This window comes from Gordonia sp. DT218, assembly GCF_049847105.1.
GTDB lineage: Bacteria > Actinomycetota > Actinomycetes > Mycobacteriales > Mycobacteriaceae > Gordonia.
Genome location: NZ_JBNCNS010000001.1, coordinates 1,082,807 through 1,106,674, shown reverse-complemented (window position 1 = coordinate 1,106,674; position 23,868 = coordinate 1,082,807). Strand labels below are relative to the sequence as shown.

Sequence of the window (23,868 nt, the reverse complement as noted above, 5' to 3'; positions counted from 1 at the left end):
GCGGCTGACAACCGATGTGGGTGCCACGTGATCATCGCTTGAGGAACGCGTCGATACCGGCGCGGGCCTCATCAGTGGCAAAGACCGTGGTCAGCGTCGCACGGTCGGCCGCCAGAGAGGCCTGCAACGCACTGTCAGTGGAACGATCCACCGATTCCTTCACGGCGCGGATCGCGGGTTGCGGAGCGGTTGCCAGTACTTCGGCCAGGTCCTCGGCAGCGGCGAGGGCACCCTGTGGCCCGGCTTGCCAGGCCAGTCCGAGTGCGTCTGCCTCATCCGGCCGTATGCTGCGCCCGCTCATCAGCAATTCCTTGGCGCGCATGGCGCCGACCGTACGGGTGAGACGGCTCATGCCACCTGCGCCGGGGACGATGCCGAGCGTCACCTCGGGTAGTCCGACCGTCGCGGCATTCGAGAGGAAGCGGAAGTCGGCGGCCAGGACCAGTTCGAAACCACCGCCCAACGCGTGTCCGTTCACTGCCGCGATGACCGGTATGGGTAGGCGCGCGACGCGATCGACCGCACGTTCCAGACGCCGGTTCCACAAGCTCATCTCACCGACCGGAAGGCCGGCGATCTCATCGAGATCGGCGCCGGCCGCGAAACACCGCCCCGCCCCGGTCAGGATCAGGACATGCACGCCCGGCGCCGTCTCTACGACGGAAACGGCTTCGTCGAGTTGGGAGATCAGGTGTGCGTTCAGCGCGTTCACCGGTGGCCGGGACAACGTGAGACGGGCGACGCTGTCGACGATCTCGAGGGTCACGGTGTCGGTCATCGTGTCGGCGCCGGTCATCGGGTGCTCGTTGCCGCCGCCGCCAGCGGATCCGGGTTCATCGCCCGCTCGACAGCGGCCTCGATCTCGTCATGCGACGGCAGCCAGAGCTGCTCCAGGTTGGGCGCGTAGGGCGCGGGTGACTGCATCGAGGCGACCCGTTCCACCGGTGCGTCGAGGTACCAGAAGCCCTCGCTGACTGCACGAGCCGCAAGCTCCGCGCCCACCCCGAAGTCGCGGGTCGCCTGATGTACCACGACGAGCCGGTTGGTCTTCTCCAACGAAGTCAGCACCGTGTCGAAGTCGAGAGGTGAGACCGTCCGGAGGTCGATGACCTCCGCATCGATCCCCCGGCCCGCGAGGCGGTCGGCGACGGCGAGGCAATCGTGGACGTACGACGAGTACGAGACGATCGTGACATCGCTTCCGGAGCGGCGGACAATGGCGCGGCCCAGTGGAATGCGGTGATCGGGCGCAGGCTCCGGGCCCTTCATCCCGTATAAGAGCCGATTCTCGATCACGATGACCGGATTGGGGTCGGCGATGGCGCTGCGCAGGAGGCCGTAGGCATCGGCAGGGGTCGATGGCATCACCACAGTCAGCCCCGGGATGTGGGCGAGCAGGGCCTCCAGGCTCTGTGAGTGTTGACTCCCCGACGACTTCCCGGCGGCGAACTGGGTGCGGATCACCAGCGGCAGTGACGCGTTGCCGCCGGTCATGAATCGCATCTTGGCGGCCTGATTCATGATCTGGTCGAGGCATACGCCGATGAAATCCAGATACATGATCTCCACCACGGGTTTCATCCCGGCCATCGCGGCACCGACGGCGGTGCCGATGATGGCGCTCTCGGAGATGGGCGTGTCGCGCACGCGGCCCGGGAAACGCTCCGCCAGTCCGCGGGTGAGGCCGAAGACGTTGCCACCGGCACCGACGTCGATGCCGGCGACGAACACCCGGTCGTCCTCTTCGAGTTCGCGGGTGAGCGCATTCGTTATCGCATGCATCATCTTCACCTGACCGCCGGCGGGCGGAGTCGGCTCTGCCACCGGTGGTCGGGGTGCGTAGACGTCCGCGATCACAGTGTCGTCGTCGGGGTAAGGGGCGTTCGTCGCCTCGGCGACCGCCTTGTCCGTGTTCTCGGTGACCTCTGCGTCGATGGCGTCGACATGATCGCCGAGTGCTCTGGCTCGCAGGTGATCGCCCAGCAAGGCGATCGGGTCGCGTCGCTGCCATTCGGCGATCTCGTCGGCCTCACGGTATTTTTGCGGATCCCCTTCGTAGTGCCCGTGCCACCGATATGTCGACGCGTCCACGATCACTGGCCCCGACGTGCCGTTGCGGATGTCATCGACCAGTTGTCGCTGGAGATCGACGACGGCGAGGACGTCGTTTCCGTCGACGGCGGCATATTCGACTCCGTAACCGGCAGCACGCGCACGCAGGTCGGCCCGATGCTGATCGGACGCCGGCGAGAACTCGGCATAGCCGTTGTTCTCACAGAAGAAGATGATCGGCAGATCCCAGACCGCAGCCAGGTTGACGGACTCGTGGAACACTCCTTGCGCGACTGCCCCGTCCCCGAAAAAGGCGACCACCACTGATTTGTTGCGGCGGAGGGCGGCAGCGGTTCCGGCGCCCACTGCGATCGGCAGTCCCGCCCCGACGATCCCGTTCGCGCCGAAGATGCCGCGGCGCGGATCGGCGATGTGCATCGAGCCGCCCCGCCCCTTGCAGGTGCCGGTCTGTTTGCCCATCAGCTCGGCGAACATCGGGCCGACCTCGAGGCCTTTGGCGATGCAATGACCATGACCGCGATGCGTCGAGGTGATGACATCTGAGTCCGACAGCGGCCAGCACGCACCGACAGCAGTCGCCTCCTGTCCGATGGACAAGTGCAGGAACCCGGGAATCTTGCTGTCCCGGTACAGGGTTGATGCACGCTGCTCGAACTCGCGGATTGTCTGCATCCGCCGGTACAGATCGATCTGCTGATCGTCTGTGAGTGCTCGGCGTCCGATGGCCGGCGATGTTTCGGTGGTCATGGATGTGTTCCAACTCTCCGATCGACGCGTCGGCGTTGACTGTTGTCGACGTCTAGAGCAATATTATACCGACTGGTCGAAAAAACTAAAGGTTGAGTGGGCGGCTGCGGCGCCGCTGGTCATACCGCCGAGAGAGGGACGACGATGGACTTTTCGCTGCCCGAAGATGCGCGACAACTGCAAAAACTCTGCCTCGATTTCGGCGAGAAGGAAATCGAGCCGTTTGCGCAGGAGTGGTCAGAAGAGGAGCGATTCCCCTCCGAGACGTTCCTGAAACTGGGCAGGCTGGACCTGGCCGGCCTGCTCGTTCCTGAGCAATACGGGGGTGCGGACGTCGGGTACATGGCCTATGTCGCCGCGATGGAGGCGATCGGCGCCGCGGACCAATCGTTCGCGGCCGCCTGGAACGCTCATTCGACGATCGCGTCACTGCCTCTGCTTGCATACGGTACCGAGGAGCAGAAGCAACGATGGCTACGTCCCCTTGCCCGGGGCGAGGCGATCGGGGCCTTCGGCCTGACCGAGCCGTCGGCGGGTTCGGATGCGGCCGCGGTACGGACCCATGCACGACCGGCCGACGGCGGGTGGGTGCTCAACGGCACCAAGATGTTCATCACCAATGCCGGTACAGACATCACCCTTGGTGTCACGGTGCTGGCCTCGACATCGCGTGGATCGGAGGGGCCCAAGCGATTCGGAACATTCTTCGTCCCCTCGGGAACCCCAGGGTTCACCGTCGGCCGCAAATTGCGCAAGCTCGGATGGCATGCCATGGACACCCGAGAACTGATCTTCGAGGACTGTTTCATCCCCGCCGAGAACCTGATCGGGGAGGAAGGGGAGGGTCTACGGCAGTTTCTGGCCGTTCTCGATGGCGGTCGCATAAGTGTTGCGGCGCTGTCGCTATCGCTTGCGAGTCGGGCATTGGAGCTCGCGATCGGCCATGTCCGAGAGCGAGAACAGTTCGGCAAGAAGCTGAGCGATTTCCAGGCCGTCCAGCACAGCATCGCCACGACGGCCACCGAGGTCGAAGCCGCGCGGATGCTGGTGTATCGGGCGGCGTGGCTGGCCGACAACGGTGAGGACTTCAGTGAAGCCGCGGCCATGGCGAAGCTCTATGCGTCCGAGGTGGCCAACCGAGCAGCCAGCGCAAGCGTTCAAGCGCACGGTGGCTACGGGTATATCCGGGAGTCGACGATCTCGCGATTCTATGCCGACGCAAAGGTACTCGAGATCGGCGAGGGTGCCAACGAGATCCAACGCAACGTGATCGCACGGTCGGTACTGCGGCGCACCGTACGGGGCTGACCTCCCACTCATGTGCCGTGCAGGAGCGGATCGACGGGGTCGTCGTGATCGCGGCGACCCCGCTGGGAGATGACCTGCGATTCGATGAACACGCCGCCTCCTGGTCCCCGTGGCCAATCCATGCGGTTTGTCAGACTGGAATCAGCCCAGGGGCCTTCGGGATTCGTGGTGGCGGTCGCATCCGGTCATCGGTATGAACGAGGTGTCCCCATCGGAAGTGCCGACCGCTCCGATGGTCCCTGCGTCAATGCGATCTCGTCAGAAGAGGTAGCGTCCGCCGTTGACGCTCAACGTCTGACCGGTGACGTAAGCGGCCTCGTCCGAGGCCAGGTAGGCCACTGCGTGCGCGACATCGGCCGGTTGTCCGGCGCGTTTCATCGGCATCATCGTCGCGACCTGTTCGACGTCGACCGGACCTTCCCGGACGAGCGGGGTGTCGACGAAGCCCGGCGGGACATGGTTCACGGTGATCCCCTTGTCCGCGAACTCCATCGCCAGTGCCTTCGTGAAGCCGATGACCCCGCCTTTGGAGGCGGCGTAATGTGCCATCGCGGGGGCGCCGGTCTGGGCGGAGGACGACGAGATGTTGATGATCCGTCCGTTGCCGGCGTCGAGCATCTCCGCGACGAACTCCTGAGTGACCATGAAGGTGCCTTTGAGGTTAACCCGGATCATCCGGTCCCACGCATCCTCGGTCATGGTGGCGAACGGCTCGTAGGCGGTGATTCCGGCATTGTTGACCAGTATGTTCACCGGCCCCAGATCGGTGCGGGTTCGGTTCGCCGCCTTCGTGATCGAGTCACGGTCAGCGATATCGACCTCGAGAGCGACTGCCGTTCCACCGTTCTCGCGGATCGTGGTGACCGTGTTGTCGGCGCCCGCTTTGTCGAGGTCCCAGATCGCGACATCGACGCCCTTGGCGGCCAGGACGGTGGCAATCGCCTGACCGATTCCTCGGCCTCCGCCGGTCACGACAGCGACCTTGTTTTCCGGCGACATCGTTGATCTCCCTTGATCGGCTGGTGGTGATTGCGCTACGACGACGATGAATCGAGGGCCGTACGGGCCGCGTTGCGCGCCGCGGTGGCGGCCGGGAATCCGGCGTAACCTGCTGCGTGGTAGATGAGTTCGGAGATCTCGTCGTCGGTGAGTCCGTTGGTACGCCCGATCGCGAAATGCGTCCGCATCTCGGATTCAGCGCCCAGGGCGATCAGGATGCTGAGTGTCACCAGACTGCGGTCGCGAGGACTCAGGCCTTCACGGTCCCACAGCGCTCCCCACACGCTGGTGAGTCCGATCTCGAGGAGGTCGTCGGCAATCCCGCCGTCGCGCAAGTCGAGGTCACCGTCGGGGAAGACTCCGGGTAGTGCTCGTCGCATCGCGTCGAGTCCGCGCGCTCGTAGGTCCTCGTCGGTTGCCAATGTCGTCTCCATTCGGGGCTGTGCTGAACGCATCCGAAGATTAGACCAATCGGTCGGTACAAGCAAGGACTTGGCCGTCTGGATCAGCAGGCCGATGGCGCTGAGGGGCCTGATATGGCGAAAGGCGTTGATCTATGTCACAGCAGACCTTACTCTAGGGGGATAGTTCGACTGAGTGGTCTAACAAACCTCGACGGCGGGTGTGCCGTGCGAGTCCAGAGATGGGAACACAGATGACCGAGAATCCCGGTGCCGAGTACGACGTCGTGATCATTGGTGCCGGCGTGACCGGTATCTACCAGCTGTATCGGGCGCTGGAGGCGGGGTTCACGGCGAGGCTGCTGGAGGCCGGTGACGGTGTGGGCGGTACCTGGTACTGGAACCGCTACCCCGAAGCCCGATTCGACTCAGAGAGCTACACCTACGGCTACCTGTTCTCGAAGGAACTGTGGGAGGAATGGGAGTGGTCCGAGCGGTTCGCCGGCCAGCCCGAGATCGAGCGATACTTCAACTACGTCGTCGACCGCTTCGATCTCCGCAAACACATCGAGTTCGCGACCAAGGTGACCGCGGCGGCCTTCGATGAGAGCTCTGGAGTGTGGCAGATCACCGATGGTCAAGGCGGCTCGCGCACAGCGCAATTCGTGGTGGCGGCCACCGGAATTCTCTCGGTACCCTTCATCCCGGACATTCCGGGACGCGACGATTTCACGGGCGAACAGCATCACACGGGTCTCTGGCCGCACGAGCCCGTGGACTTTGCAGGTAAGCGCGTCGCTTTGATCGGTACCGGTTCGAGCGGTGTGCAGATCGTCCCGGCGATCGCCGACACCGTCGAGTCGCTCACCGTCTTTCAGCGGACGCCGGATTGGTGCACGCCGCTGAACAACGCTCCGATCACCTCCGAGGAACAGGCGGAGTTGAAGGCGAACTTCGAGTCCATTCGCGACGTCCTGAACACCTCGCCGAGCGGGTTCCTCCACGAGATGGATTACCGTCAGTCCAGCGAGGACACGAAGGAGCAGCGTCTGGCCTTCTACGAACAGTTGTGGGAGCGGCCGGGGTTCTCGAAGCTCACGCAGAACTACATCGACATGACCTTCAATCCGGAGGTCAACAAGGAGTTCTGTGTGTTTCTCGAGGGCAAGATCCGTGCGCTGATCGACGATCAGTCGCTGGCGGACAAGCTCATTCCATCCGATCACCTCTACGCCGGGCGGCGCCCTCCGTTCGGCACCAGGTACTACGAGGCATACAACAAGCCCAACGTCCACCTGGTCTCCCTGCGGGAGACACCGATCACCCGCCTCACCCCGAGTGGTGTCGAGACCGCCGACGGGGAGCGCGAGTTCGACATCATCATCTGGGCGACCGGATACGACTTCGGCACCGGCGCTCTGAACCGGCTCGGCGTACAGGGCCGCAAGGGTCTGCAGCTGCACGACTACTGGAAGGACGGCCCGCGTACCTATCTGGGTGTCGCGGCAGCGGGGTTCCCCAATTTCTTCTTTCCCGGAGGACCTCACGGTGCATTGGGCAACAACCCGAGATACGCCGGCGATCAGGTCGAGTTCGTGATGGACGTACTCGAGCACGTGCGGAGCGGTGCGGGTGAGGTCGTCGAGGTGGATCCGGCGGCGGAGGAGCAGTGGACCGCCACGATCGACGGTAGCGGCGACCTCTCCTCTTTCCTGGAGAGCAGTTACTTCTATGGGTCCAACATTCCCGGTAAGCCGGTCAAGCAGTTGTTGAATCCGACCGGCCGACCCAATCTGCAGGCCCTCATCAAGGAAGCGGTCGACGGCGGATTTTCGACGTTTGTCGTGTCGGATGCCGCCGAGAAGGTGTCGGATGCCTGAGCCGGTCCTCGTCACCTGATGGCCGCACGTTCAAGGGCCTCGCCGAACGGCGAGGCCCTTGAACTTTCTTGGAAGACGTTCCCTCACATCACATATGAGGTGGCGCGACGGTGGAAGCGCCAGCGGCCGTCGGATTCGTCGAGATGCAGATCATCCTCGTAGTGGCCGGCGACCGCGGCTGCCCAGCCGGCCTCGCCCCGTGCGAGGAACAGGAAGTCGCTCGAGGCGCGCGCTTCGCCGGCGCTGATCGGGGTCACGACGACATTGGAGACCAGGTGGCGCTGCGGTGCGGTCGGTGCCAACCCCGCGTAGCCGGCGCGGATCTCCTCGCGGCCCTCGTACCGGCCGACAGCGCTGATCTCCGATACGCCGTCGACGCAGAAGAGTGCGGCGACGTCGTCGGCCCGTCCGTCGTCGAGCGCGTGCGCGTACTCGGCGATCGTGTTGTGGACACCGTAGATGGTGTCCGCGTTGGAAGAATCGCTCATGTCAGGTCCTTCGGTGTGTAGGGGTTACGACGTCACATCTGGTAGGTGGTGGAACGACGCGAGATCTGCCAAGCGCCGTCGACCAGTGCGAATGCGTCGTCGTAGCGGCCCACGATGAGGGGGGTCCACCCTGCGTCGGTGCGCTGGAAGAACACGACATCGCTGATCGCTCGAACAGTGTCTCCGTCGACGCTGATCGAGGTATTGCCGACGAGATGTTTCTGAGGTGTTGTCGGTGCCCAGCCCGCGAAGGCCTCGCGAATGGCAGTCCGGCCGACGATAGGGTCGCCACCAGGTACTTCGAGAACTGCTTCGTCCGCATACAGCGCGGCGACTTCCTCGGTCCGGCCCGCGTCCTGTGCCTGGGTATGTGTCCCGATGACTGACCGCACTGCAGCGGCAACCTCGGCGTGAGTTTGGGTTATCACGACGACCCTTTCGATAGATGAGTGAGAATCAGTTGTTCCGACCGATCAGTCTATGCCGCTGGGGATGCACCTGGGAGCGAAATGTCGGTAATTGGCAAGGTATTTCGTCGGCACCGCTGCGATATGAAGCAAATCAAATAATTGACCGGTCGGTACATTAGAACGTAGTGTGTGTGACACCAGTCACCGGAGACTGTGGAACACGAGGAGGAGAACTGTGACCAAACGGTGGAAGCAGCGCCCGGAGAACTCGACCTGGGGCGACTGGGGCGACGACGACGAGCTCGGTAGGATCAATCTGCTCACGCCCGAGAAGGTGCTGCAGGGTATCCGTGAGGTGAAGACCGGTGAGACATTCAGCTTGAGTCTCCCCTTGGACTACCCCGGTGGTACTTCGCTGAACCAGCGACGCTATCCGCCGATCCTCAAGCCCACCGAGGATCTTCAGTACAACCAGGACACCTTCTTCAACGTGGTCGCGCGAGACACGATCGATCCGTCGCTCATCGACGTGTGGGGTGACGATCAGGTCACCCTCTGGCTGCAGTACTCCACGCAGTGGGACGCGCTGGCACATCAAGGCGCGCTGTTCGATGCGGACGGTGACGGCGAGCCGGAGCCCGTGTATTACAACGGTTTTCGGCCGGGTGATCACATCATCGGTCCACAGGAAGATGCCAAGGGCGACGGTAGCGGAAGCGTCAGCTTCAACAAGCACCTCGGCCTGGAGCATATGGCAGAGCACGGTGTGCAGGGGCGAGGTGTACTGATCGACGTCCGCCGTCACCTGGGTGACGATTGGCAGCCGGTCAACTTGGCGACCCTGAAGGACATCATGGCCGCCGACAACGTGGTCGTCGAGCCAGGTGACATGCTGCTCATCCACACCGGCTTTGCCACCCAGATCCTCGAGTGGGAGCGCAATCCCGATCCCGAGAAGATCCAGGCGATGCATGCCTATCTCGACGCGAGCGACGACGACCTTCTGCAGTGGATCATCGACTCCCAGATCTCGGCACTCGTCGCAGACAACTACGCGGTCGAGGGCTGGGCACCGCAGAGTGCCGAGCCGCATACGCTTCTCCCGATTCACAATCTGTGCCTGTTCCGGCTCGGGGTTCCGCTTGGTGAGCTGTGGTACCTCAATGACCTGGCGAAATGGCTGCACGAGAATGAGCGCAGCCGGTTCCTCCTGACCGCTCCTCCGCTGAACCTCCCCGGCGTGATGGGATGTCCCCTCACGCCGATCGCCACAGTGTGATCTGATCACAAAGACAGCAGGGCGGGTGCAGATGGACGCGATCCACATGCACCCGCCCTGTTTCCACCGGAGCAGGAACGAAGTGGAAGGACAGCCTGATGCCGGCCGCGACTCGGCGAGATCGACACAAGACGGATCGGTACCACGCGAAGCGTCAGCACATCGTTGAGGTCGCGGTGGAGTTGTTCTCTCGCAATGGATATGCGGCCACTGGCGTCGCGGATATCGGCGAGGCCGCCGGATTGGCCCGTGGCGCGCTGTACTACTACATCGGGTCCAAGGAAGAACTGCTGGGCGCAATCCACGACAAGGTCCTCGACCCGTTGCTCGTGGAAGGCTCGGCTGTGGTTGCGCTGGACCTCGGTTTCGCCGCACGTCTGCAGCTCATCTCTGAGTCGCTGCTGAGGCAGATCATTCACCGACCCGACTATGTGCGCGTGTTCCTGCATGACCATCGGCATCTGGAAGGTGAACGTCGAGAACTATTTCGACAGAAGCGTTCTCGATTCGAAGGGCAGGTCCGTAGGATTCTGCAAGATGGCGCCATCCTCGGACATCTCGACGTCGAGGACCTCGAGTTGGCCACCCTCGCCTTCCTCAACCTGCACAATTACACGTATCAATGGGTGGGGCGGAGGGAGTTGGTCGTGGAAGATCTCGCCGGGTTCTATTGCCGTCTCTTCTTACACGGTGTGGCAGGCGGCGAGGAGCTTGCCGGCGACCTCGAGCAGGAGATCGACTTCGGCCGTTCGGTTCTCGGAGTGCTCCGCGAACGCGGTCTCGATCACTGAGACCACGTCGATGCGGTCATTGCCGAAGAGCCGTCGGCGGAGTCGGGGATCGACCTCCGCCGACGGCGATGGCGCGGTGATCACGTTTGCGCTGTCGCAGCATCCTGGGCGAACAAGTGGGTGAGGAATGTTCCTGACCATGACATCAGGTCGACCGGTACGTAGTAGCTGGTCTCGTCGTTGATCTCGTCCCAATGCGCTACGACATCCTCCGCCGTTGCCGACTCCGAGGTCAGATAACCCTGTGTGTGCCCGATGAAGACGCGGGCGAAGCGTCCTGCGCCTGCTGCGTAGATCTCGCCGCTGACGGGGCAGGATTCGTGGCTCAGCACCGCGACCATCGGCGCTACCGCAGATGGCGGCATGAACGATTCCTCGTGTGCCTGCTCGGGTTGCTCGCCCAGCGGGTCGCCACCGGCCATGCGCGTCTGTGCGGCCGGCGCGATCAGATTGACCTTGATGTTGTGTGGTTCGCCGGCGAGACGTGCGCTCCGTGCCATGCCGATGGTGCCTGCCTTGGCCGCCGCGTACGGAAGATTGTTCTCGAGACCGAAGATGCCACTGGACGTCGTATGGACCACTCGTCCATAACTCCGCTCGACGAAGTGCGGCCACGCCGCTCGCATGGTGTTGAAGGAGCCGAGTAGGTGTACATCGAGATGACTTGCCACGTGGTCGACGTCGAGTTCGGGCAGTGTGCCGTAGCGCACGATTCCGGCGTTGTTGACCAGGATGTCGAGCTTGCCGAACTCGGAGACAGCGCGATCGACGAGTGCCTCCGCGCCGGCGGTGGTGGAGATGTCGTTGATGTCCGATACGGCCGTACCGCCGGCGTCGACGATTTCATCCACGACTCGAGATGCGGGACCGGCATCTGCACCCGTCCCCTCCATCGACGAGCCGAGATCGTTGACGACGACGCGGGCACCGCGAGCGGCCAATAGTTGGGCATAAGCTCTGCCGAGCCCCCGTCCCGCACCGGTGACAACGGCAACCCTGCCGTCGAACCTCAGATCAGTCATCGTGTTTCCTCTCGGTCTGGATCGTGTGCGAGGCAGCGTTCCGCCTCGAATGGCGCGTCACTTCTGTGGTGACGGACCGAGAATACCTCATTTTATGTACCGACCGGTCGAAATATGTGATTTGATGTGTGCGGAAGTTGAGCAGTGGCCTTGTGCCGCACTGAGTTCGTGGAACGGATCGGGTGGTGTCCAAGATGGAAGTGACGGGGAAGCGCGTGGTGATCACGGGTGCCGGCCGGGGCCTCGGTGCCGTCCTCGCCCGGGCCTTCGACGACGCCGGCGCACAACTCGTGCTTGCGGGGCGAACCAGGTCTGCGCTCGATGAGGTGGCCGGAGGCCTCGGCCGCAGGCCCGTGATCGTCGCCGGGGATGTACGGGACGCGGAGTTCGGCGAGGCGATCGCGGATGCGGGGGAGCAGGCATATGGGGGAATCGACGTCTGGGTAGCCAATGCTGGTATCTCGCCGGCAGTCACGGACGCGCAGACCCTCTCGACCGAGGTTTGGCGAGAAATTGTCGATGTCAACCTCACCGGAGTGTTCCTGGGAGCGCGAGTGGCTTCGCGGGTGCTATCCGATGGTGGACGCATCATCGTCACGAGTTCTGTTCTCGGGGAACGACCCAAGTCGGGGCTGTCGGCGTACGCGGCGTCCAAGCGTGCGATACACGCCTTGGTCGAAACCCTCGCCCAGGAACTGGGTCATCGCTCGATCACTGTCAACGCGGTGGCGCTCGGATGGTTCGACGTGGGGCTGGGAGCGTTGTGGAATCACGACCGGAGTCGCGGAGATGAAGTGATCCGGCACAGTGCGCTCAAGCGACTCGGGTCGGATTCCGATCTACCAGGCGTCTACCTGTTCTTGGCCTCGTCTGCGTCAGCGTTCGTCACGGGCACGACGATCACCGTGGACGGGGGCTACTCGTTGATGTGAAGGCCACTTCGTCGGGGACGTTCGTGTGCCGCAGTGTGCGGAGTACGGGCGGACCTGGGTGGTGGTCACGAATCAGCAGTCCGTGACTGCGCGCGACGGGCCAGGATCGATGCGGTTCCGCTCGCGGCGGCGCGCACCGATGTGGCGTGCGCACTCGGCCGAAAGCGCGTTGCCGGGCCGGTCGCGGAAATCGCCGCCAGCGGGGTGCCGTCGACCCCCAATATCGGGGCGGCGATACAGACGACGCCTCGTGTCGACTCTTCGTTCTCGTACGCCACCCCCTGCTCGACGACCTGCTCGAGCTGGGTGCGCAGCAGGCCGGTGGCCACAATGGTGTGCGGAGTACGGCGCTCCAACGGCTTCGACAGGACACTGTCGATCGCCTCCTGGCCAGAATGGGCGAGCAGCGACTTTCCGATGGCTGTGCAGTGCAACGGCATTCGGCCACCCAGTCGCGACGGGACCGATGCCTGGCGGTGCCCGCCGAGCTTGCTGATATAGACCACCTCATCGCCGTCGAGGACACCTAGGTGCACCGTCTCCTGTGTGCGCGCAAGAAGATCTTGCATGAACGGCACCGCGACCTCGAGCAGGGAGCGTTCCGCAGCGGCCCGCATCCCCAATTCGAACAGCCCGCGGCCCAGGCGAAACCCGTCCGACGAGGCGGTCAGAAGGCGCGCGACCACGAGGTCGCCGGCGATGCGGTGCACCGTTGGCTTCGGGATACCGGTCCGCCGGGACAACTCGGAAAGCCCCAGTGGGCGACCGTCGCTGCCGAACGCATCCAATATGCGCATCACACGGCCGAGCACCGACCGCTCGTCGAGCAAACGTTCGGGCATGATCACTCCTACGTCAGATCGCGGTCCACTCACCGGAACAGTTTACTGTTCGGCGGCAGGTCTGTCCCGCACACTGTGAATCGCTGAGCAAGGAGGAAGTCCAGTGTCCACAACCGCCGCCAAGGGCGACAGCAGCGTTGCAACCGCTACGAATATCGATGACGAGGTGATCGCCCGCGCGGCCGCACGACTTGCCGGTGCGGTGCGGACCGGCCGGCCGTGTACCGCGGTGCGCGACCTGATCGGCTCGGACAATGTGGCCGCCGCCTATCGGGTCCAGGAACAGTTCAATGCATTGCTCGACGACGGTCGGCGGACCGTGGTCGGCCGCAAGATCGGCGCGACGTCCGCCGCGGTGCAGGAGCAGCTCGGTGTCGATCAACCAGATTTCGGAGTCCTGTTCTCCGACATGGTGTTCAACGACGGAGCGACAATCCCGACGGGACGGCTGCTGCAGCCCAAGGCGGAAGCCGAGGTCGCCTTCCGCCTCGTCGAGGATCTGGCCACCGGCAGCCTTGATGTCGCACAGTGCCGGGCAGCGGTGGGCGAGGCTGTCGCTGCCATCGAAGTTGTCGACAGTCGAATCCTCGAGTGGGACATATCATTTGCTGACACGGTTGCCGACAATGCGTCGAGTGGAGTGTTCGTTCTCGGCAGCCGGTGGCGGTCGCTGACGGAGTTCGAACCGGTCGACGTGGCGATGTCGATGAGCATCGACGGGGTGGTGGTCTCTTCCGGCGGCGGTGTCGACTGCTTGGGAGACCCGCTCAATGCCTTGTCGTGGCTCGCCCGTCGAGCGCGCGAGTTCGGCACCCCGCTCGAGGCCGGACAGATCATTCTTTCCGGTGCCCTCGGACCGATGCGTCCGTTACATCCCGGCGCCCAGATCACCGTCACCATCAGCGGACTCGGCGAGGTATCCGCATCCTTCACCCCTGACCTGGAGGTCACAGAGCATGAGTAACGACACAGCACGGACCAAGGTGGCCATCATCGGCTCCGGCAACATCGGCACCGACCTGATGATCAAGGTGTTGCGTACCTCGCAGCACCTGGAGATGGCCGCGATGGTCGGAATCGATCCCGACTCCGACGGTTTGGCCCGGGCCGCCCGGCTGGGCGTACCCACCACGCACGAAGGCGTCGATGGTCTGATCAACCTGCCCGGCTTCGACGACATCGACATCGTGTTCGACGCGACATCGGCCAAAGCCCATCAGCACAACAGTTCATTGCTGGCGCCACTGGGCAAACGGCTGATCGATCTCACCCCCGCGGCGATCGGCCCGTTCGTGGTGCCGGCCGTCAACATCGACGATCATCTCGGCGCCACCAACGTCAACATGGTCACCTGCGGCGGCCAGGCCACCATTCCCATCGTGGCGGCGGTGTCCCGCGTGACTCCGGTGGCCTACGCGGAGATCGTCGCATCGATCTCCTCGAAGTCGGCAGGCCCTGGTACCCGTGCCAACATCGACGAGTTCACCGAGACCACCTCACACGCCATCGAATCCGTCGGTGGCGCGCAGCGTGGCAAGGCCGTCATCATCCTCAATCCTGCCGAGCCGCCACTGATCATGCGCGACACCGTGTTCTGCTTGGTCACCGCAACCGATCAGGACACCCAGGACCAGATCCGCGCGTCGGTCACCAAGATGGTCGGCGACGTCGCCGCCTACGTTCCCGGCTACCGCCTCAAGCAGGAGGTCCAGATCGACGCGATACCGGTTGATCAGCCCGTCCACACACTGGTCGGCGCGGGCACGACCACCGCGCCCACACATACCGTGTCGGTCTTCCTGGAAGTGGAGGGCGCAGCACACTATCTGCCCGCCTACGCCGGCAACCTCGACATCATGACCTCGGCCGCGCTTCAGATGGCCGAGCGGATCGCTCAGCATTCGCATGAGCAGAAAGAAGCCGTCTGATGACCACCACGCTGTCTCCGACATCGATCTTCATCCAGGACGTCACCCTGCGCGACGGGATGCACGCCGTCCGCCATCGCATCACGCCGCGTGACGTCGGAAAGATCGTCGCCGCTCTCGACGCTGCCGGTGTCGATGCGATCGAGGTCGCGCACGGCGATGGTCTGGCGGGCGGATCGCTCAACTACGGGCCGGGCTCCAACAGTGATTGGGAATGGATCGAGGCCGCCGCGGCCAACCTCACCCATGCACGGCTGACCACCCTGCTGCTACCTGGTGTCGGTACGGTCGAGGATCTCAAGCGGGCCTACGATCTGGGCGTGCGCTCGGTGCGGATCGCGACACACTGCACCGAAGCCGACGTGTCGGCCCAGCACATCGGCACCGCACGCGAGATCGGGATGGACGTCTCCGGCTTTCTGATGATGAGCCACATGTCCTCACCGACCGATCTCGCCGGCCAGGCCAAACTCATGCAGGACTACGGCGCCCACTGCGTGTACGTGACGGATTCCGGCGGTCGACTGACGATGAACGGAGTCCGCGATCGGGTTCTGGCGTATCGCGACATCCTCGACGAGCGCACCGAGATCGGTATCCACGCGCACGAGAACCTCTCGCTGTCGGTGGCGAACTCCGTCGTCGCGGTCGAGAACGGCGTCACCCGCGTCGACGCCTCCCTGGCCGGGCACGGCGCCGGAGCCGGGAACTGCCCCATCGAGGCCTTCATCGCAGTGGCCGATCTGCTCGAGTGGAAACACGGGTGCGATGTGTTCGCACTGCAGGATGCCGCCGATGATCTCGTCCGCCCGCTGCAGGACCGCCCGGTCCGCGTGGACCGCGAAACCCTCACTCTCGGTTACGCAGGCGTCTATTCGAGCTTCCTGCGCCATGCCGAGGCCGCCAGCGAACGCTACGGGATCGACGTACGCACCTTGCTGATGGAGGCCGGCCGCCGCCGACTGGTCGGTGGGCAAGAAGACATGATCATCGATATCGCTCTCACAATGAACAAGGAACGCCAACGCGATTGACCTTCTCACGCCCGCGCCGAACGCGAGAGGAGCAGCAGACGGCTGATGAGTCCTGACTCGATGCGTCGGTGCACCGTCCGCAATATCATTCTGGCCAATGGAATCCCGACGGGGTAATTGTCCAGACTGCCCGATAGCGTCGATAGTCATGGAAACGAAGTTGTTCGCACTGCAGGATGGGTGCAGCGTGTTCTCGACGTATCCGGCGCAGTACATCACGGCTATGCCTCTCCGGCGGACTCATGTGACGCCCTCGAGCATCCACATCGCACGCGCAATCCTTCCTCGGAGCGATCGGACGCAGCGGATACGATCCCTGGAAGGTGTGGCGGACTGCCACTGGATCGCTCCGGCTGCGGTTCGGCGTACTGCAGAGGATGATCGCGTAGGTGACGTGCATGCAATTCGTGTAGGACTGGCGTGCAGGGGGTAAGGAGTGCGGGTATGCGGCCCCAGTCGGACCGGAAGTCCTCGGGCGGAGGCTCTGAGCGGCTCGCCGTCGGCGTCGCCAGACGACTCGAGCAAGAGATCAAGGATCGGGGCTGGCCGATCGGTGAGGTCCTCGGGTCGGAGACGGCGCTGCGCGAACAGCTCGGGGTATCACGGTCCATCCTGCGCGAAGCCGTGCGCCTGCTCGAGAACTCTCAAGCAGCGCAGATGCGCCAGGGGCCCGGCGGCGGATTGGTCGTGTCCGTCCCGGACCCGCGGTCCTCGATACGTGGCCTGGTCATCTCGTTGGAGTATCTCGGGGCCACTGTGGACCAGCTCGTCTACGCGAGGTCCGTGTTCGAGCGGATGGCGATCGATCGGATCATGCATACGCTGACCGAAGGCAGTGTGCAAGAGCTCAGGAGGAGTGCGGCCGGCGCGGTCGGTCCCCCTATCGACTTCCACGTCACGGTGGGCGAGTTGTCCGGCAATCCGCTGCTCGAGCTGTTCGTCGACGTATTGGCGCGGTTGACCGCCGCATACACGCAGCGTGCCTACGCCGTCACCGACGACCGGAGCGGCGAGCTCCAACATGCGGCTCAGCTGCATTCCGAGCTCGCGGATGCCATCATCGCCGGTGACAAGTACCTCGCCCATCAGAAACTGCTCGCGCATCTGGACGACACGACCTCGTGGCTGAGGATGTACGTTGCCCCCTTACCGGGGGAGCGGACCGCGACCCGGCCGATGGACCCCGACCCCGGCGAACGGCCGCGCGAGAAGAAGCTCGCAGAGCATGTCGCGGGCTGGATCCACGACGACATCGTGGACGAGGGACGCCAGATCGGTGAGGTGGTCGGGTCAGAACCCTACTTCGTCGAGAAGTACGGTGTCAGTCGCTCGGTCTTCCGCGAGGCGATACGGATACTCGAGTACTACCGCGTCGCGCAGATGCGCCGCGGACCGGGCGGCGGGCTCGTCGTCCTCGCCCCGGACCCATTGGCGACCGTCGAGACGATCGCGCTCTACCTCGACTATCGGGGCATCTCGATCGACGATCTCCGTGCGGTTCGCGACGAACTCGAGATGGGCGTGCTGACCCAGGTCATGCGAACGGCGCCCCCGACCGCTGACGCGATCGGTGTTGACGGTCGCTGCTGCAGCGCGTGTCTGCGAGACCGCATGGCCGATCTCAGCGGCGACCCGGTGCTGGTGCTGTTCCGGTCCGTTCTCGCAGTGGTGTGGAAACAGTGCGCCGGACCGCAGTTCTCGCACGAGGTCTGTGTTGGCGGGAGCGGGGCGCCTGCCGAGCGCGACGAGCTGGACGCTCTGGTCGAGGCCGTGGTCTCCGGGGACACTGAACTGGCGTCGTTCCGTCTGCGCGCGCACCTGCAGTCGCATCAGGAATTGTGAACCTCTGACGTCGCGCGCCGGGAATGTCCGGGGCGGCCGCCACCGACGAAACGAAGGCTCCCGAGTCGAATCGTTCGACTCGGGAGCCTTCGCGAGCGGGGTGGGTCCTCAGGCGTTCGAACCCGCCATATCGAGCGCAGCCAGGTACGAGAACACCATCGACGAGCCGACGGGACCTCCGGCGCCGGGGTAGATTCGGCCGGTCATCGGGGCCATCGTGTTGCCGGAAGCATAGAGGCCTGCGATCACCGATCCGTCCTCATACAGGACGCGCGAGTGGTCGTCGGTCCTCAAGCCGCCCTTCGTCCCCAGATCTGAGAGCGCGATCTTCGCCGCGTAGAACGGCGCGCGGTCGATGAGGCCGATGCACGGATTGGGCCCGTCCTCGTGAGGGCCGCACATATTCGTGATGATGCGATCCCACGGCGAGTCGCCACGACCGAAATCCTCATCTTTGCCGCTGCGGACATGGCCGTTGAACTGATTCACACTGGCGACCAACGCATCTGCGGGAACACCGATCAGCTCGGCGAGCTCCTCGAGCGTGTCCGCCCGGTGTAGGAGGCCGGCGTCGAGGAACTCGTCGGCGTCGAACCATCCCGGCGATTGAGGTGCGACCGGAGGCGATGCGAAAGCGCGTTCGTTGTCGAACTGTCGTTGATCGAACACCCAGTGGACCGGGATGTGAGACACGTCTGACGACTTGTGGTTTCGAAGGATCTCGTGTCCGGACCGGTCGTAGGGGAGGCGTTCGTTCATGAATCGTTCGCCGCCATCATTCACCCAGATACCGCTCCACACCGACGGATAGAACACCGGACGGTCGTTCGGAACCATCAGTCCGGGAGCGAACCATGCCTCCTCGAGCAGATCGGTCGCCGCACCGACATCCATACCGGCCACGAGCGCATCACCGGTGTTGCCCGGTGCTCCCTGCGACCAGTCGGCGCGCGCCTCGGGCTGGTACTTCTTTCGCAGCTCCGGGTTGCGTTCGAAGCCGCCCGCGGCGAGGAGTACACCGCGTCGCGCCGTCAACGTGACGGGCTCTCCGTTCGACGTGGCATCGACGCCGACGACACGGCCTTCCTCGACGACGAGCCGTTCCAACCCGGTGTTCGTGCGGACAGTTCCGTTCCCGGTTTCGGTGAATGCGAGCAGCAGACGGCCGATCAGGGCCTGCCCTCCGGTCATCTCGTCGCCCGGATCCGCGCCGGAGCGCTCCGCCCACTGCGGTCGGCGGACGAGCGGTTCGAGGTCGCCGAGGGCCGCGCGCTCGAGCGGCTGCGGGAAGATGGTGCGTCCTGCGGGAAGGGCGTTGGGAGCTTTCTCGAAGTAGTCGGGAACCCCTTGCCAGAAGAACTGTCCGACCTGCGGGAAGCTCTCGAGTTCGTCGATCATCGGCGCGCCGGTCTGCAGGAATGCCTCCCGGAGCGCTGTCGGTGCATCGTCGCCGACGATCTCATCGAGATAGGGCCGGGCCTTGTCGGGGCCCGAGTCGACACCGCCACGACGTTCGGCAGCGTTGCCCGGAAGCCAAAGACCCGAACCCGAATAGGCGGTGGTACCGCCGACGAATTCGGTCTTCTCGATGACGAGGGTCTTCAGGCCACGGGATGCGGCGGCGAGGGCACCCACCAGTCCTGCACCGGAACCGACGACGATGACGTCGTAGATATCGTCGGAATCATTCTTCTGCAATGTATCTCCCCTTCTAGGAATGCTGAGAACTCCAGGTCGAAACGAATCTCAGGCGACGGCGTTCGACGCGTTCTCCAACGTGGCGAACACCGAGGCGCCGTTCTCGTCGAGCTCCATGACCTCGACAAAGTGGCCGAGTTCGGCAGTGAGATCGAGGTACCCGAAACGTACGCCGCCGGTGGCGCCGTACTGAGCCCAGGATCGGCCGCTCTTCTCCACTATCGCCGACGCCTCGTCGAAATCGTCCACCCGGAAGCCCGCGTGATGGAAGGTGGCTGCCGCTCCGGGCCGAATGCCGTTGCGATACAGGTCTACTCGACCGCTCACCGGCCGGATGATCTCCAGATTCGTCGGACCTGCGTTGACCAGCGCGACGTCGATGACCCATTCGTCCCCGAGTGTGCCGTCGACGACGATGTGTGGGCCGTCGACGACCGGCGGCTGCGCGGACGATGCGTTGGCATCACCGAGCGGGCGACCCAGTGACGACCGGTAGCTCTTGACGCATCGAACTGTCCCGAGCTTCGATTCGAGAAACTCCGCGGCGGCATCGAGGTCGTCTGTAACGTAGCCCAGCTGCAAGGTGTTTCGGAGTAGATCGCTCAGTGTTTTCATCGGGAATCCTCGTTCCAAGACTGTCGTCGACGGTGATGTTTTCTCGGCGACAGCAAGGCACACGCCGATTGCACACTACGATTCACTGTCGTCGCGCCCGTGTGCAGCGTCCACCGTGCATACCATCTGGTGGAATGGGCATCGGTTGGTCGAATGCGGCGACGCCGATCCGGCCACCGGGACGGCGGTGTTGACGTTCCCGGACGATCAACTGAGGATGGGCGAATGATGACGGGCACCGACGATTTTCCGCCCACGGCGGAGACCCGCAAAGGCGGATTTCCGGCGGGTATCGAACTGACGGAGATCGCGGCGCGAGCATCGGTCTCGGCATTCTCCCGAACAGATGCCGAGCGCATCGAGCATGTCTTGATCTCGATTCGCCGCACACTACGACAGCTGGAGAAGCTCGGCCCGGTCGATGTCGAACTGCTCGAGATCAATCCGACCGCGGGTCTGGTGATCGAGCGGATACTGGCGAACCTGCTCGACCTGGTCGTCGACGTGAACACTGCTGTCGTGCAGGGGTTCGGCGCGCGGCCGCCTGCCACCTTGGCCGAGTCGTTCGAGGCGGCGATCGCGGTCGGCCTGATCGATCATGATCTCGCCGAAGAACTCCGGCCCGTCGACGGCCCGCACCACGTAGTACTTCAGCTGTGCCTCGACTCCGACCCCGCAGAGGTGGAGGCGGTGGTGGTCCGGGCGGTGTCCGCCTTTCAAGAGTTCGAGCGGCGGGCGGTCGAATGGCACGGGCGGGTCTACCGGGACTGAATCCGGCAGACCTGTCCGCCGGATTCAGTCGAGGATGTCGCGGACCTCGATGGATTCGTGGCCGGCGAGCGACATCTCGCGAGCGGTTGTCATGTGCTTGTTCCAGTGGGCGAACGCGGCTTCTCCGTCGCGCTCACGAATCAGCTTGATCAGCCGCCGGAGAGAGCGGACGAACAGCCGGTAGCGCTCCTGTCCGGCGTCTGCGTTGGCAAACGACCGGTCGCGGGAGACGTTGGTCGTGTGGCGTTCGAAGATCTCGTGCAGCATACCGGCGATCAGCGCGAGCGCGGCATTGCCGGACAGCTGCACCATCCGGAGGTGGAAGCGGGCTGCAGCGGGGCCGAAATCTCCTGCTGCGAAGGCGACTGGGATCTCCTCATCGATCATCGCCTCGAGTTCGGCGAAGGCCTCCTCGGAGCCGGACTCTGCCAGGATGCGTGCCGCCGCGGGTTCGATCGCCTCGCGTGCGACGAAGACGTCCTCGATCGTGGCTCCCGACAGTTCCAAGAGCAGCGAGGCGGGACGCGCCACGACCTCCGGCCCCGGGACGCATACTCGGGCGCCCGAACGAGACCCTCGACGGACCTCGACCAGTCGCTCCGCCTCGAGCACTCGGACCGCCTCGCGCAGAGTGGGGCGACTCACCGAGAAGTGCTCCATCAACTCTGCTTCGTGGGGGAGGTGGTCGCCATCCTTCAACTCCCCATCGACGATCATGCGGCGGAGCTTGCCCGCGACCAGCTCCGCGGTCTTCGGTGTGCGGATCGCGCGTCCCGAGAGCGGCCTCTGATCGAAGACCGGAGCGACTGCGGATTGTTCGGCCATGCGTTTCACCACCGCTTTCAAAGATGACTATGAGTACCCGGTAAATATGCCCAGGGTACCTGTAACAAGCGTCCCGACACGGTAACGCTCGTCGTTGGCTAACATAGATAACTATGTTAGCGTAGTGCAACTGCGGCGTAGAGACTGTCAGTCGCCGCCTATCCCGCGTGTCGGCCTGTACCCAGGAGCAGCAAATGTTGAAAACCCGGTTCACCGAGGAATTCGGTGTGGAACATCCGATAGTGCAGGGCGGCATGATGCATGTGGGCCGCGCCGAGCTTGCCGCCGCGGTCTCGGAGGCCGGCGGCCTGGGCATCATCACCGCGTTGACGCAGCCGTCCCCAGCGGCGCTGGGTCGAGAGATCGCCAGATGCCGGACGATGACGGACAAACCCTTCGGCGTCAATCTGACGCTGACGCTGTCGATCAACCCGCCCCCGTATGCGGAGTTGCGGCAGGTGATCATCGACTCCGGTGTTCAGATCGTGGAGACCGCGGGATCTGATCCGACAGTCCACGTCGAGCACTTGAAGGCAAACGGCATCAGGGTGATCCACAAGTGCACGAGTGTCCGCCATGCGCTGAAGGCCGAGGCGCTCGGCGTGGACGCGGTCAGCATCGACGGATTCGAGTGTGCAGGTCACCCAGGCGAGGATGACATACCCGGACTTGTCCTGATACCTGCCGCGGCCGACGCACTGTCGATTCCGTTCGTCGCCTCCGGCGGTTTCGCCGACGGGCGCGGGCTTGCGGCCGCTCTCGCGCTGGGCGCAGACGGGATCAACATGGGCACCCGGTTCATGTGCACGCAGGAGAGCCCGATCCATCAGAACATCAAGGAACGGATCGTCGGAGCCTCCGAGCTCGACACCCAGCTCATCTTTCGTCAGCTCCGGAACACGATGCGAGTGTCGCGCAACACGATCAGCGAAGAAGTGGTCGAGATCCTGAACAAGGGCGGACGATTCAAGGACGTCAAGGATCTCGTGGCGGGAACGCGCGGGCGCAAGGTCTACGAAGACGGCGACGCGGAGTTCGGTACGTGGACAGTTGGCATGGTCCAAGGGCTGATCAACGACATTCCGCCGGCCGGTGAGGTTGTTCGGCGGACGATGGTCGAGGCGGAATCCCGCCTGCTCGGTCTGGCCGGCGAGACTGTCGTGACCCGAGCGCGGGCAGTGTGAGGCCGGTGATGAATGACGTTGCAGCAACAACGACCTCGGAGTCCGGCGAACCGCCTCTGCTCGTCGAGAAGGACGGGTTCGTCACCGTCCTCACCCTCAATCGGCCCGATCGGCGTAACGCCATCAACCGCGCGATGCGCAAGGCGCTCAAGAAAGAACTGTGGCGGGCCGACGGCGACGACGACGTCCGAGTGGTCGTCCTCACCGGTGCGGGGACGAGCTTCAGCTCCGGTGTCGATCTCCCCGAGGCCTTGTCCGGGCCGTCACCGCGCACGGAGGGGCCGACGCCCACCCAAGTGGTCCGCGCCATCTCCAAGCCGGTGATCGCGGCGGTGAACGGCCCCTGCTATACCGGCGGCTACGAGCTCGCGGTGAACTGCTCGTTCATCATCGCTTCCGAGCACGCCGAGTTCGCGGACACGCACGCCCAGATCGGGCTGCTCAACGGGTGGGGCGGTAGTGCGATGCTGCCGCGCATGGTCGGCCTCCCAGCGGCAATCCAATTCGTCCTGAGCGGTGAGCCGATCGATGGCGCGACTGCCGCTCGGATCGGTCTGGCAAACGAGGTCATCGAACACGATTTCCTCATGCGTCGGACACTCGAGATCGCACACAAGATCGCAGGCGGGCATCCGGGAGCCGTCCAGCGAATGCTGCGCCTACTCAAAGAGGGGGCCGGAGCGTCGTTGTCGCATGCGTTGAGCCTCGAGGCCGAAGCCGCGGTGACCTTCCGCAGCGACGGCCGGGACGTCGGCGCGCGCTTCGACAGCCGAAATGCGCAGCAGCAGAATTGACCGGG

Annotated in this window: 23 protein-coding genes; 12 read left to right on the top strand and 11 right to left on the bottom strand. The window is 64.1% G+C overall.

Features of this window, described 5'->3' with window-relative positions; all coding sequences use genetic code 11:
- Nucleotides 1-31: 31 nt before the first annotated feature.
- Complete coding sequence (locus tag ACPXCG_RS05150; RefSeq protein ID WP_425789726.1) at nt 32-796, bottom strand: enoyl-CoA hydratase/isomerase family protein; 765 nt, start codon at nt 794-796, stop codon at nt 32-34.
- Nucleotides 793-2,820 carry an alpha-ketoacid dehydrogenase subunit alpha/beta gene (locus tag ACPXCG_RS05145; RefSeq protein WP_425789724.1) on the bottom strand — a complete coding sequence of 676 codons (2,028 nt, stop codon included), beginning with the start codon at nt 2,818-2,820 and terminating at the stop codon, nt 793-795. Before ACPXCG_RS05145 ends, ACPXCG_RS05150 begins: the two co-directional genes overlap by 4 nt.
- 144 nt (nt 2,821-2,964) lie before the next feature.
- On the opposite strand from ACPXCG_RS05145, the gene ACPXCG_RS05140 reads away from it, so the two are divergent.
- Complete coding sequence (locus ACPXCG_RS05140) at nt 2,965-4,128, top strand: acyl-CoA dehydrogenase family protein (protein WP_425789722.1); 1,164 nt, start codon at nt 2,965-2,967, stop codon at nt 4,126-4,128.
- Between the two features lie 258 nt (nt 4,129-4,386).
- Here ACPXCG_RS05140 and ACPXCG_RS05135 read toward each other — a convergent pair whose 3' ends face one another.
- The gene (locus ACPXCG_RS05135; RefSeq protein ID WP_425789720.1) at nt 4,387-5,127 is read right to left on the bottom strand and encodes an SDR family NAD(P)-dependent oxidoreductase; all 741 of its coding nucleotides are present in this window, start codon (nt 5,125-5,127) and stop codon (nt 4,387-4,389) included.
- A 35-nt stretch (nt 5,128-5,162) separates the two neighbouring features.
- Nucleotides 5,163-5,582, bottom strand: a complete 420-nt coding sequence (locus ACPXCG_RS05130) for a carboxymuconolactone decarboxylase family protein (RefSeq protein WP_425789718.1) — start codon at nt 5,580-5,582, stop codon at nt 5,163-5,165.
- A gap of 200 nt (nt 5,583-5,782) precedes the next feature.
- Between ACPXCG_RS05130 and ACPXCG_RS05125 the strand changes: the two genes are divergently transcribed.
- Nucleotides 5,783-7,408, top strand: a complete 1,626-nt coding sequence (locus ACPXCG_RS05125; protein ID WP_425789716.1) for a flavin-containing monooxygenase — start codon at nt 5,783-5,785, stop codon at nt 7,406-7,408.
- Between the two features lie 83 nt (nt 7,409-7,491).
- Here ACPXCG_RS05125 and ACPXCG_RS05120 read toward each other — a convergent pair whose 3' ends face one another.
- Both ACPXCG_RS05120 and ACPXCG_RS05115 read right to left on the bottom strand, forming a co-directional pair.
- Nucleotides 7,492-7,896 (bottom strand): nuclear transport factor 2 family protein, encoded by a 405-nt coding sequence (locus tag ACPXCG_RS05120; RefSeq protein WP_425789714.1) that lies wholly within the window; start codon nt 7,894-7,896, stop codon nt 7,492-7,494.
- A 32-nt stretch (nt 7,897-7,928) separates the two neighbouring features.
- On the bottom strand, nt 7,929-8,324 hold the full coding sequence (locus tag ACPXCG_RS05115; RefSeq protein ID WP_425789713.1) for a nuclear transport factor 2 family protein: 396 nt from the start codon (nt 8,322-8,324) through the stop codon (nt 7,929-7,931).
- Nucleotides 8,325-8,541: 217 nt separating this feature from the next.
- Here ACPXCG_RS05115 and ACPXCG_RS05110 point away from each other — a divergent pair, with 217 nt between their 5' ends.
- Both ACPXCG_RS05110 and ACPXCG_RS05105 read left to right on the top strand, forming a co-directional pair.
- The gene (locus tag ACPXCG_RS05110; RefSeq protein ID WP_425789712.1) at nt 8,542-9,585 is read left to right on the top strand and encodes a cyclase family protein; all 1,044 of its coding nucleotides are present in this window, start codon (nt 8,542-8,544) and stop codon (nt 9,583-9,585) included.
- A gap of 98 nt (nt 9,586-9,683) precedes the next feature.
- On the top strand, nt 9,684-10,376 hold the full coding sequence (locus ACPXCG_RS05105; protein WP_425789710.1) for a TetR/AcrR family transcriptional regulator: 693 nt from the start codon (nt 9,684-9,686) through the stop codon (nt 10,374-10,376).
- Between the two features lie 80 nt (nt 10,377-10,456).
- On the opposite strand, the gene ACPXCG_RS05100 is transcribed toward ACPXCG_RS05105, so the two are convergent.
- Nucleotides 10,457-11,398: an SDR family NAD(P)-dependent oxidoreductase gene (locus tag ACPXCG_RS05100; protein WP_425789708.1), complete on the bottom strand. Its 942-nt coding sequence runs from the start codon at nt 11,396-11,398 to the stop codon at nt 10,457-10,459.
- A 194-nt stretch (nt 11,399-11,592) separates the two neighbouring features.
- Between ACPXCG_RS05100 and ACPXCG_RS05095 the strand changes: the two genes are divergently transcribed.
- Nucleotides 11,593-12,330, top strand: a complete 738-nt coding sequence (locus ACPXCG_RS05095) for an SDR family NAD(P)-dependent oxidoreductase (RefSeq protein WP_425789706.1) — start codon at nt 11,593-11,595, stop codon at nt 12,328-12,330.
- 65 nt (nt 12,331-12,395) lie between these two features.
- On the opposite strand, the gene ACPXCG_RS05090 is transcribed toward ACPXCG_RS05095, so the two are convergent.
- Nucleotides 12,396-13,172 (bottom strand): IclR family transcriptional regulator, encoded by a 777-nt coding sequence (locus tag ACPXCG_RS05090; RefSeq protein WP_425789704.1) that lies wholly within the window; start codon nt 13,170-13,172, stop codon nt 12,396-12,398.
- Nucleotides 13,173-13,275: 103 nt separating this feature from the next.
- Here ACPXCG_RS05090 and ACPXCG_RS05085 point away from each other — a divergent pair, with 103 nt between their 5' ends.
- The 4 genes from ACPXCG_RS05085 to ACPXCG_RS05070 all read left to right on the top strand — a co-directional run bounded on the left by ACPXCG_RS05085 (nt 13,276) and on the right by ACPXCG_RS05070 (nt 17,976).
- The gene (locus ACPXCG_RS05085; protein ID WP_425789702.1) at nt 13,276-14,136 is read left to right on the top strand and encodes a 2-keto-4-pentenoate hydratase; all 861 of its coding nucleotides are present in this window, start codon (nt 13,276-13,278) and stop codon (nt 14,134-14,136) included.
- Nucleotides 14,129-15,100 carry an acetaldehyde dehydrogenase (acetylating) gene (locus tag ACPXCG_RS05080; RefSeq protein WP_425789700.1) on the top strand — a complete coding sequence of 324 codons (972 nt, stop codon included), beginning with the start codon at nt 14,129-14,131 and terminating at the stop codon, nt 15,098-15,100. The genes ACPXCG_RS05085 and ACPXCG_RS05080 overlap by 8 nt, the downstream gene beginning before the upstream one ends.
- Nucleotides 15,100-16,134 carry a 4-hydroxy-2-oxovalerate aldolase gene (dmpG, locus tag ACPXCG_RS05075; protein ID WP_425789698.1) on the top strand — a complete coding sequence of 345 codons (1,035 nt, stop codon included), beginning with the start codon at nt 15,100-15,102 and terminating at the stop codon, nt 16,132-16,134. The genes ACPXCG_RS05080 and dmpG overlap by 1 nt, the downstream gene beginning before the upstream one ends.
- A 444-nt stretch (nt 16,135-16,578) precedes the next feature.
- Nucleotides 16,579-17,976 carry a FadR/GntR family transcriptional regulator gene (locus ACPXCG_RS05070; RefSeq protein ID WP_425789696.1) on the top strand — a complete coding sequence of 466 codons (1,398 nt, stop codon included), beginning with the start codon at nt 16,579-16,581 and terminating at the stop codon, nt 17,974-17,976.
- 108 nt (nt 17,977-18,084) lie between these two features.
- Here ACPXCG_RS05070 and ACPXCG_RS05065 read toward each other — a convergent pair whose 3' ends face one another.
- Nucleotides 18,085-19,674, bottom strand: a complete 1,590-nt coding sequence (locus tag ACPXCG_RS05065; protein WP_425789694.1) for an FAD-dependent oxidoreductase — start codon at nt 19,672-19,674, stop codon at nt 18,085-18,087.
- Between the two features lie 48 nt (nt 19,675-19,722).
- The gene (locus ACPXCG_RS05060) at nt 19,723-20,289 is read right to left on the bottom strand and encodes a VOC family protein (RefSeq protein WP_425789692.1); all 567 of its coding nucleotides are present in this window, start codon (nt 20,287-20,289) and stop codon (nt 19,723-19,725) included.
- 225 nt (nt 20,290-20,514) lie between these two features.
- Here ACPXCG_RS05060 and ACPXCG_RS05055 point away from each other — a divergent pair, with 225 nt between their 5' ends.
- Nucleotides 20,515-21,060 carry a DUF86 domain-containing protein gene (locus ACPXCG_RS05055; protein WP_425789690.1) on the top strand — a complete coding sequence of 182 codons (546 nt, stop codon included), beginning with the start codon at nt 20,515-20,517 and terminating at the stop codon, nt 21,058-21,060.
- Between the two features lie 24 nt (nt 21,061-21,084).
- Here the strand turns inward: ACPXCG_RS05055 and ACPXCG_RS05050 are convergent, their stop codons facing one another.
- Entirely contained in the window at nt 21,085-21,885 is an 801-nt protein-coding gene (locus ACPXCG_RS05050) for a FadR/GntR family transcriptional regulator (protein ID WP_425789688.1), read from the bottom strand.
- Between the two features lie 194 nt (nt 21,886-22,079).
- Here ACPXCG_RS05050 and ACPXCG_RS05045 point away from each other — a divergent pair, with 194 nt between their 5' ends.
- Both ACPXCG_RS05045 and ACPXCG_RS05040 read left to right on the top strand, forming a co-directional pair.
- Nucleotides 22,080-23,069, top strand: coding sequence for an NAD(P)H-dependent flavin oxidoreductase (locus tag ACPXCG_RS05045; RefSeq protein ID WP_425789686.1), 990 nt, complete (start codon nt 22,080-22,082; stop codon nt 23,067-23,069).
- An 8-nt stretch (nt 23,070-23,077) separates the two neighbouring features.
- Nucleotides 23,078-23,863 (top strand): enoyl-CoA hydratase-related protein, encoded by a 786-nt coding sequence (locus tag ACPXCG_RS05040; RefSeq protein WP_425789685.1) that lies wholly within the window; start codon nt 23,078-23,080, stop codon nt 23,861-23,863.
- Nucleotides 23,864-23,868: the final 5 nt, after the last annotated feature.

Bases quoted from the DNA above. Each gene is read 5' to 3' on its own strand.
- ACPXCG_RS05050 (WP_425789688.1), bottom strand. From the start codon at position 21,885: ATGGCCGAACAATCCGCAGTCGCTCCGGTCTTCGATCAGAGGCCGCTC.
- ACPXCG_RS05080 (WP_425789700.1), top strand. From the start codon at position 14,129: ATGAGTAACGACACAGCACGGACCAAGGTGGCCATCATCGGCTCCGGC.
- ACPXCG_RS05100 (WP_425789708.1), bottom strand. From the start codon at position 11,398: ATGACTGATCTGAGGTTCGACGGCAGGGTTGCCGTTGTCACCGGTGCG.
- ACPXCG_RS05105 (WP_425789710.1), top strand. From the start codon at position 9,684: ATGCCGGCCGCGACTCGGCGAGATCGACACAAGACGGATCGGTACCAC.
- ACPXCG_RS05055 (WP_425789690.1), top strand. From the start codon at position 20,515: ATGATGACGGGCACCGACGATTTTCCGCCCACGGCGGAGACCCGCAAA.
- ACPXCG_RS05090 (WP_425789704.1), bottom strand. From the start codon at position 13,172: ATGCCCGAACGTTTGCTCGACGAGCGGTCGGTGCTCGGCCGTGTGATG.
- ACPXCG_RS05125 (WP_425789716.1), top strand. From the start codon at position 5,783: ATGACCGAGAATCCCGGTGCCGAGTACGACGTCGTGATCATTGGTGCC.
- ACPXCG_RS05145 (WP_425789724.1), bottom strand. From the start codon at position 2,820: ATGACCACCGAAACATCGCCGGCCATCGGACGCCGAGCACTCACAGAC.
- ACPXCG_RS05130 (WP_425789718.1), bottom strand. From the start codon at position 5,582: ATGCGTTCAGCACAGCCCCGAATGGAGACGACATTGGCAACCGACGAG.
- dmpG (WP_425789698.1), top strand. From the start codon at position 15,100: ATGACCACCACGCTGTCTCCGACATCGATCTTCATCCAGGACGTCACC.
- ACPXCG_RS05060 (WP_425789692.1), bottom strand. From the start codon at position 20,289: ATGAAAACACTGAGCGATCTACTCCGAAACACCTTGCAGCTGGGCTAC.
- ACPXCG_RS05120 (WP_425789714.1), bottom strand. From the start codon at position 7,896: ATGAGCGATTCTTCCAACGCGGACACCATCTACGGTGTCCACAACACG.
- ACPXCG_RS05070 (WP_425789696.1), top strand. From the start codon at position 16,579: ATGCGGCCCCAGTCGGACCGGAAGTCCTCGGGCGGAGGCTCTGAGCGG.
- ACPXCG_RS05135 (WP_425789720.1), bottom strand. From the start codon at position 5,127: ATGTCGCCGGAAAACAAGGTCGCTGTCGTGACCGGCGGAGGCCGAGGA.
- ACPXCG_RS05150 (WP_425789726.1), bottom strand. From the start codon at position 796: ATGACCGGCGCCGACACGATGACCGACACCGTGACCCTCGAGATCGTC.
- ACPXCG_RS05045 (WP_425789686.1), top strand. From the start codon at position 22,080: ATGTTGAAAACCCGGTTCACCGAGGAATTCGGTGTGGAACATCCGATA.
- ACPXCG_RS05095 (WP_425789706.1), top strand. From the start codon at position 11,593: ATGGAAGTGACGGGGAAGCGCGTGGTGATCACGGGTGCCGGCCGGGGC.
- ACPXCG_RS05140 (WP_425789722.1), top strand. From the start codon at position 2,965: ATGGACTTTTCGCTGCCCGAAGATGCGCGACAACTGCAAAAACTCTGC.
- ACPXCG_RS05040 (WP_425789685.1), top strand. From the start codon at position 23,078: ATGAATGACGTTGCAGCAACAACGACCTCGGAGTCCGGCGAACCGCCT.